Annotated in this window: 5 protein-coding genes; 2 read left to right on the top strand and 3 right to left on the bottom strand. The window is 65.2% G+C overall.

Features of this window, described 5'->3' with window-relative positions:
• Window positions 1–1,031: ATP-binding protein (locus DY468_RS24155; protein WP_205512679.1), on the top strand; the 1,031-nt coding region annotated here is incomplete at its 5' end.
• A gap of 72 nt (window positions 1,032–1,103) precedes the next feature.
• Here DY468_RS24155 and DY468_RS24150 read toward each other — a convergent pair.
• The 3 genes from DY468_RS24150 to DY468_RS24140 all read right to left on the bottom strand — a co-directional run bounded on the left by DY468_RS24150 (window position 1,104) and on the right by DY468_RS24140 (window position 4,445).
• The gene (locus DY468_RS24150) at window positions 1,104–2,441 is read right to left on the bottom strand and encodes a dicarboxylate/amino acid:cation symporter (protein WP_164608099.1); all 1,338 of its coding nucleotides are present in this window, start codon (window positions 2,439–2,441) and stop codon (window positions 1,104–1,106) included.
• A gap of 97 nt (window positions 2,442–2,538) precedes the next feature.
• Window positions 2,539–3,156 carry a biotin transporter BioY gene (locus DY468_RS24145; RefSeq protein WP_205512677.1) on the bottom strand — a complete coding sequence of 206 codons (618 nt, stop codon included), beginning with the start codon at window positions 3,154–3,156 and terminating at the stop codon, window positions 2,539–2,541.
• 98 nt (window positions 3,157–3,254) lie between these two features.
• Entirely contained in the window at window positions 3,255–4,445 is a 1,191-nt protein-coding gene (locus DY468_RS24140; protein ID WP_164608098.1) for a pyridoxal phosphate-dependent aminotransferase, read from the bottom strand.
• Window positions 4,446–4,552: 107 nt separating this feature from the next.
• On the opposite strand from DY468_RS24140, the gene DY468_RS24135 reads away from it, so the two are divergent.
• Window positions 4,553–5,980, top strand: a complete 1,428-nt coding sequence (locus DY468_RS24135; RefSeq protein WP_164608096.1) for a M48 family metalloprotease — start codon at window positions 4,553–4,555, stop codon at window positions 5,978–5,980.
• Window positions 5,981–6,357 lie beyond the last annotated feature (377 nt).

The following is a 6,357-nucleotide window of genomic DNA, read 5'->3' as shown; positions in this document are numbered from 1 at the left end:
GCCCTGGAGATGCCAATCCCCCCAAGGATGGTGCCTTCACAGTCCGGCCCGTACCGGCCGATGGCATCGGCCCCCGCGATCAAATGTTGCACTACCGTATCGCAAACGTGACGCAGCTCGGGATGCCGATTACCATCGCCGCGTCAGCACCGCGCGACGCCGTGCGCGGCCCGCTCGGCGAGGCGATGCGCACGCTGGCAGTCTCGCTTGCGCTGCTCGGGCTGAGCCTGATCATCGCCATGCTGCTGCAAGTCAGGCTCGGACTACGTCCCGTCGAGAGCCTGCGACGTGCGATCGCTGATGTGCGTGCCGGCGCGCGCAATCGCGTTCCAGAAGCGCAGCCGCGTGAATTGCAGCCGCTCGCCGATGAACTCAACGCCCTGCTCGACGAAAATTCGGCCAATCTCGAGAGGGCACGACGGCACGTCGCGAACCTGGCGCACGGGCTAAAAACGCCGCTTGCCACATTGGCAGTTTCGCTGCGCAACAACGGTTCAAACTCCGACGATCTGCAAAGCCTCGTGGTGCTGATGGATCGCCGAATCCGGCATCACCTCGGACGGGCACGATCGGCCGCCTTGGGGGGCCCTGTCCGGGCACGCACGCTGCTGGCGCCGCGCGTGGCCGACCTCGTCCTGGTGCTCAGCAGAGTGAATGCCGACAAGGCAATCGAAGTCTCTCAGAGCGTCCCGGCCGAAATCGCAGTCGGATGCGAGCAGCAGGACGTCGACGAGATGCTCGGCAACATCCTCGAAAACGCCTTCACATGGTGCCGAAGCAAGATCGAACTTCATGCGTCCATGGAGGCGCGCAACGTGGTGCTGGCGATCGAGGACGATGGACCGGGCCTGTCGGCGGACCAGATCGCCGACGCCGTTCAAGCCGGCCACCGGCTGGACGAGAGCGCGCCAGGATTCGGCTTCGGCCTTTCGATCACGCGCGAGCTCGTCGAACTCTACGCGGGCTCTTTGACGCTGGAACGGTCTGCGCTCGGCGGCTTGCGCGTCGAAATCCAACTCCCGGCCGGATAGACCGCCGCCAAGGAATCAAGAAGGCCGCCCGGCGGGTGCGCCGGGCGGCCTTCCGCACTCCTGGACAGACGCTCAGCCCGTGGTGACGGCGGTCTCGACGTCCGATGGATCGATGGTGCGGTTGAGATTGGCGTGCAGCCGATCGTGGTCGAGTTCGCCTTCCCACCACGACACGAACACCGCGGCGACGCCATTGCCGGTGATGTTGGTGAGTGCGCGAACCTCGCTCATGAACTTGTCGATCGAGAACACGATCGCCATCCCCGGCAGCAGCGCGGGATTGACCGCGGCGAGCGTGCCGGCGAGCGTCACGAATCCGGCGCCGGTGACGCCGCTGGCGCCCTTCGAGGTCAGCATCGCCACCAACAGAATCGCAACCTGGTGAGTGAAGCTCAGTTCGATGCCGAGCGCCTGGGCGATGAACAACGTCGCCAGCGTCATATAGATGTTGGTGCCGTCGAGGTTGAACGAATAGCCAGTCGGCACCACGAGGCCGACCACCGACTTCGAGCAGCCGAGCCGCTCCAGCTTCTCCATCAGCTGCGGCAGCGCGCTTTCCGACGACGAGGTGCCGAGCACGATCAATAGCTCGTCCTTGATGTAGGCGATGAACTTGAAGATGTTGAAGCCGACGAAGCGCGCGATCAGCCCGAGCACCAGCACCACGAACAGCGCGGCGGTCGCGTAGAACAGCAGCACCAGCCCGAGCAGGTTGCTGAGTGCGGCCGGGCCGTATTTGCCGATGGTGAAGGCCATCGCGCCGAACGCGCCGAGCGGCGCCGCTTTCATCACGATGGCGATGACGCCGAACACCGCGTGCGCGGCATCGTCGATCACGTCGCGAAGCCGATGGCCGCGCTCGCCCAGCGCCATCAGCGAGAAGCCGAACAGCACCGCAAACAGCAGCACCTGCAGGATGTCGCCCTGCGCAAAGGCGCCGACGACGCTATCCGGGATGATGTGCAGCACGAAGTCGACCGCCTTCAGATGGCTGGCCTGATCGACGTATTTCGCCACCGCACCGGCGTCCGGCTTGGCGGCGAGACCGTGGCCGACCTGGAAGATGTTGCCGACGATCAGGCCGAGCAGCAGCGCAAAGGACGACACCACTTCGAAATACAGCAGTGCCTTGACGCCGACGCGTCCGACCTTGCGGGCGTCCTGAATGTGGGCGATGCCCGACACCACGGTGCAGAAGATGATCGGCGCGATCACCATCTTGATCAGCTTGACGAAGCCGTCGCCGAGCGCCTTGACCCATTCGTTGGTGGCGATATGCGGCGACAGCCAGCCGAGCAGCACGCCGAGCACGATGGCGAACAGCACCTGGACGTAGAGCACCTTGTAGAAGGGCTTCGACTTGCCGCGTTGCGGCAGTGCTGGTGCATCGATATGGGTCGTTGCCGACATGGCGATCACTCCACTCGCTTGATGCCTGTCGAACGATAAGACGTTGCTGGCCGACCGCAGGCAGTCCGGTCGGCCATGTCGATTGAACAGCGAACCGTCAGCTTGGGCGGTCGACGATGCGGCGCACGGCGGGCAGCAAGGCCGCTCCGAGCGCGGACTTGACCAGTGAACCGGCGAGGAACGGAACCACCCCGACCCACCAGGCCTTGGCGATGCCGAGATGGAGCCCGAAAGCGAGCCAAGCGAAGCCGAGCGTCAGAATGGCGAGGTGGCCGGAGAGCATTGCGGCGAAGAGCTTGGCCACCGAGCGATCGAAACCACGTTCGGCGCACCAGCCGACCAGGACGGCGGCGACCACGAAGCCGGCCAGATAGCCGGCGGTCGGGCCGAGCAGCGGCGCCAGCCCGCCGACCGGACCGGCGAACACCGGCAAGCCGGCGGCGCCTTCGGCGACATAGGCGAGCACGGTCGCGGCGCCGAGCCGGGCGCCATAGGCGGCGCCGATCAGCACCACCACCAGCGTCTGCAGTGTCATTGGAACCAACGGCAGCGGCAGGTTGACCTTGGCGGACAGCGCCAGCAGCCCCGAACCGCACGCGATCAACACAGCCGCCCGCAACCAGGAGGAGAATCCGTCCGAGCGCCGCGGCCATACATCGGCTGCGAGCGCGGTGTGGCCGCCGATCCTGGGCGGCGCGGACGAACCGAGCGGCAAGGGAATTCTCCCGGGAGGAAATAGTCGCGGGAGCCTATAGCGACGAATTGCCGCTTAGATCAAGCAGCGAAATTGCCGATACAGTCATTCAGACGAAATTATCGTCCAAGCCAAGCCGTGATCCGCCGCACCGCTTCGCGCATGTCGTCGGCCGAACGGGCGTAGGAAAACCGCACGAAGCTCTTGCCCCGCACCGGATCGAAATCGATCCCTGGGGTTGCCGCCACCCTCGCCTCTTCCAGCATCCGCTTGGTGAAGTCGTAGCTATCGGCGGTGAAGGCGGAGACGTCGGCGTACAGATAGAACGCGCCGTCCGCCGGCAGGAACTCGGTCAAGCCCGCTTTCGGCAACCCTTCGATCAGGATCGCGCGGTTTTCTTCATAGCCACGCTTGACCGCTTCCATCTCGGCGCGCCCGTCGAACGCCGCCTCGGCGGCAATCTGCGACAACGTCGGCACCGAAATCGCCAAATTCTGCTGCAGGCGCTCGACCGGCCGCACCAGATTCTCCGGCAGCACCATCCAGCCGACGCGCCAGCCGGTCATGCAGAAGTATTTCGAGAACGAGTTGATCACCACCGCATTCGGCGACAGCTCCGCGGCGGTCACCGCCGGAAACGCGTAGTCGAGGCCGTGATAGATTTCGTCGGAGATGAAGCGGATGCCTTCGCTCTCGGCGACTGCGATCAATTCGGTCAGCGCCTCGCGCGTCATCATCGTGCCGGTCGGATTGGCGGGGCTGCCGACCAGCACGCCCTTCAGCGGCGCCTTGCGATGCGCGGCGAGCAGCGCTTCGCCGGTCAGCGCGTGACGCGTCTCGCTGTGTGTCTCGATCGGCACTGGCACGCAGCCGAGCGCATTCAGGATATGGCGATACGGCGGATAGCCCGGCACCGTCACCGCGACGCGATCGCCCGGTTCGAACAACGCCAGGAACGACAGGATGAACGCGCCCGACGATCCCGTGGTGACCACGATGCGGTCCGGATCGATGTCGCAGCGATAGGTTTCGCGATAATGCTTCGCGATCCGTGCGCGCAGCGACGGAATCCCGAGTGCCGAGGTGTAGTCGATCCGGCTGCTGTCGAGTGCGGCATGCGCAGCGGCGAGCGCGGCGCGCGGCGCAGGCGCCCATGGCTGTCCGACTTCCATGTGAATGACGTGACCGCCGGCCGCCTCGATCCGGTCGGCCGCAGCCATCACGTCCATCACCATGAATGGCGGTACGTCGCTGCGGGCGGAGGCGGTCAATAATCCGCGTGCACGCTGTGTCTTGGTCGCATCGAGCATCGAATTCTGCTATCCCCGCGCGGTCTGTTCGGTGAACCCGCTGCGCGCCGCGCCGCTGCCGTCTTGCTGGGCCGACCTGGAGATACCCGGAATTCGATGCACGGCCAATGCTGAAGGACATTGCAGTTTTCGCCGGACGGCTATGCCCGTCCGCACGCAAACACGCTTCGCGGCTGGTCGCGGGCTTCCTTGCACTCGCGCTGGCGGTCCCGCCGGTTCCCGTGATGGCGCAGGCGCCTAGTCAGAAGGGCCCGCCGCTGCTGCGCGACACCGAGACCGAGCAGTTGCTGCGCGACTATACCCGGCCCATCCTGCGCGTCGCGGGCCTCGAGAAGCAGAACATTCAGGTCGCGATCATCAATGACCCGACTTTCAACGCCTTCGTAGCCGACGGACACCGCATCTTCGTCAATTATGGCGCGCTGCTGCAGTCGGAGACGCCGAACCAGTTGATCGGTGTGCTGGCGCACGAAACCGGCCATCTCGCCGGCGGTCATCTGTCGAAGTTGCGGACGCAGATCTCCAACGCACAGACCCAGATGATCGTCGCGATGTTGCTCGGCGTCGGCGCGATGGTCGCGGGTGCCAGTGCCGGACCGAACAGCGGCGCCAGCAATATCGGTGCCGCCGCGATCTCGGCGCCGCAGGAGATTCTTCGGCGCAATATTCTGTCGTATCAGCGGCAGCAGGAAGAGAACGCCGACCGGGCCGCTGTGAAATTCCTCAACGCGACGCAGCAGTCCGCGAAGGGCATGTACGAAACCTTCCAGCGCTTCACCAAGGAGAGCCTGTTCGCCGCGCGCGGCGCCGATCCTTATGCGCAATCGCATCCGATGCCCGCCGAACGCGTCGCGGCCCTCGCCGACCTCGCCCGATCGAGCCCTTACTGGGACAAGAAGGACGATGCGTCGCTGCAAATGCGCCACGACATGATGCGCGCCAAAGTGTCGGGATTCATGGAGCGGCCGGATACGGTGTATCGGCGCTATCCGGCGTCGAACACCAGCCTTCCGGCGCGCTATGCACGCGCGATCGCCAGCTACTTGCACGGCGATCCGCGCTCGGCACAGGCGCAGATCGACGGGCTGATTCAGGCTCAGCCTAACAACCCGTATTTCTACGAGTTGCGTGGCCAGGCCCTGCTCGAAGGCGGCAAGCCAGCGGAAGCCATTGCGCCCCTGCGCAAGGCGGTGGCGATGACCCGCGGCGCGCCGCTGATCGAGATCCTGCTCGGCCAAGCGCTGGTCGCCAGCAACAACAAGGCCTACACCGACGAAGCCATTCGCATCCTGCGCGGCGCGCTGGGCCGCGAGGGCGAAGTGCCGATGGGCTATAGTCAGCTTGCAATGGCCTATGGCCAGATCGGCAACTACGCCGAGGCCGATCTCGCTTCGGCGCAGGCGGCGTATTTGCGCGGCGATTCGAAGACCGCGCGAGAGCTGGCGGCTCGCGCCAAATCCCGCTTCCCCGTCGGTTCACCGGGATGGGTCAAGGCCGACGACATCGTCGCGGCGAAGATGCCCGGACAGAAGTAACCGGTCCGCGGTCGATTGTCGCGCCGCGGCGGATTGTCCGGTACTCGAGCCTCTGTCACATTCCCCGCGCGGAAACTTCGTCCGCCTCGTGAGTCTTGCGGTCGCCCCGGCATCGCTGCGATGCATTGACGGTCGATGCATTGAACGCTCCGCCCCCAACAGCAGACGAAATCACTGCACCAACATCGGGAGAGAATATCCATGAACAAGTCGACACAGCCCTCGGGCGGAAAGCCCCGTAAATTTCTGACGCGCGCACTGGCAAGCGTTGCGCTGTTGACGATGTACGGATTGGGGATGGTCGCCACCACCGGCGCGGCGATGACGCTGGCATCGACGCCGGCCCATGCGCAGCGCGGTCGGGGTCGTGGATGGGG

The organism is Rhodopseudomonas sp. BR0M22, assembly GCF_010907035.1.
In the GTDB taxonomy this organism is placed as follows: Bacteria; Pseudomonadota; Alphaproteobacteria; order Rhizobiales; family Xanthobacteraceae; genus Rhodopseudomonas.
Note: the sequence above shows the minus strand (reverse complement) of the source record. Positions and strands in the feature narration are given on the sequence as shown.